Raw genomic sequence first — 1451 nt, 5'->3', positions numbered from 1 at the left:
CTGGCAGGTCGAGTCGAGGTTGGCGGGCCATGTGCACAGCATCGCTGCAGCGGTGGCCACCCTACGTGGGCACAACGCTGGCGATGCTGTAGGAATTCAGCGCGCGGGGCTGTCGGAAGTGAACCTGACCCTGTTTCCTGACCCCGTTTCCCTCAAGCGGCAACCCGCTCGATCAACTTGAGCTTGCCGCCCAAGGCACGCCTGGCTTCCTCCAGGTCGTAGTCCGCCTGCAGGCCGAGCCAGAAGCGTTCGCTGGTGCCGAGTGCCGCAGCTAGACGCACGGCGGTGTCGGCGCTGATGCCACGCTTGCCGAGCACGATCTCGTTGATGCGGCGCGGCGGCACGCCTACGGCACGCGCCAGGGCGTTCTGGCTGAGGCCAAGGGGGCTGAGGAACTCTTCCAGCAGGATCTCGCCGGGGTGGATGTTTGGCAGCACTTTCATGATGGGCGCACACCTCAGTGGTAGTCGACGATCTCAACATCGAGAGCGTCACCGTTCTTCCAGCGGAAGCAGATTCGCCACTGGTCGTTGATGCGGATGCTGTGCTGACCCTTGCGGTCACCCTTGAGCGCTTCCAGCCTGTTGGCGGGCGGTATTCTCAGGTCATCGAGACTGGCGGCGTTGTTGAGCATACGCAGCTTGCGACGGGCGACGTGCTGGATGTCAGCGGGCAGCCGCCGGGATGGCGAGCCGCCCCAGATCCTCTCGGCTTCCTTGTCGTTGAAGGTCCGGATCATATTGCAACCATAGCGTTGGGCGTTATATGACGCAAGGCGTTATGGCAACCAAGAAAGGTGGAAGAACAGGGTCAGGTTCACTTACCCGGTCGCGTTCTTTGATCTGGCCGGCCGATGTGCCGGCCGCGAGCTTGCGAAGCGCTGGGTCTTGGCTTCGACCATCGCACGAAAGTCGTCGCGGCCGTAGGCGCGCTGTTGTTGCAGGTAGAGCCGGATCGCGGCCAAGTCTTCGTCGCTGATCGCCTCGGAGAGCAGGGCGCGATAGTGGTCTGTTCCGAGCGCGTGCTGGACTGGGTGCCGGCTCTGCAGAGGATCCTCGCGGAGCCCGCACAGGCCCGCGCAGCTCGACCACGGGAATGCGGCAGGGTCTTCCGTCATGCGGGCGCGGACGGGATTCAGGTCGATGTAGCGGCTGCAGCGGAGAAGATGGTGGTCGCTATCGACCAGGCAGGCCTTGTACCGACCTTCCCACAGCGTTCCGGTGCGCGCGTGGCGCGCGTTGAACTGCCCGACATAGCGCCGGCCGAGCTGTTGCATCAGGCAACCTGTGGCACCCACTTCGGGCGGCGTTGCCAACAGGTGGACGTGGTTGTCCAGCAGCACATTGGCGTGCAGCGTGCAGCCCGTGGCGAGCAGCGCCTCCCGCAACAGTTGGCGATAGCAGGCGCGATCCATGTCATCGAGGAAGCAGGGAAGGCGATTGTTGCCACGC

Annotated in this window: 3 protein-coding genes; all 3 read right to left on the bottom strand. The window is 64.2% G+C overall.

All coding sequences use genetic code 11. The features are described 5' to 3' along the window. Nucleotides 1-152: 152 nt before the first annotated feature. Nucleotides 153-443: a HigA family addiction module antitoxin gene (locus BLP83_RS18100; RefSeq protein ID WP_091246299.1), complete on the bottom strand. Its 291-nt coding sequence runs from the start codon at nt 441-443 to the stop codon at nt 153-155. 14 nt (nt 444-457) lie between these two features. Beyond that, nucleotides 458-739: a type II toxin-antitoxin system RelE/ParE family toxin gene (locus tag BLP83_RS18095; protein ID WP_091246296.1), complete on the bottom strand. Its 282-nt coding sequence runs from the start codon at nt 737-739 to the stop codon at nt 458-460. A gap of 81 nt (nt 740-820) precedes the next feature. Continuing rightward, the coding region (locus BLP83_RS18090; RefSeq protein ID WP_143006793.1) for a transposase at nt 821-1451 on the bottom strand (631 nt) is incomplete at its 5' end.

This window comes from Aquimonas voraii, assembly GCF_900101825.1.
GTDB classification, from domain to species: domain Bacteria; phylum Pseudomonadota; class Gammaproteobacteria; order Xanthomonadales; family Xanthomonadaceae; genus Aquimonas; species Aquimonas voraii.
Note: the sequence above shows the minus strand (reverse complement) of the source record. Positions and strands in the feature narration are given on the sequence as shown.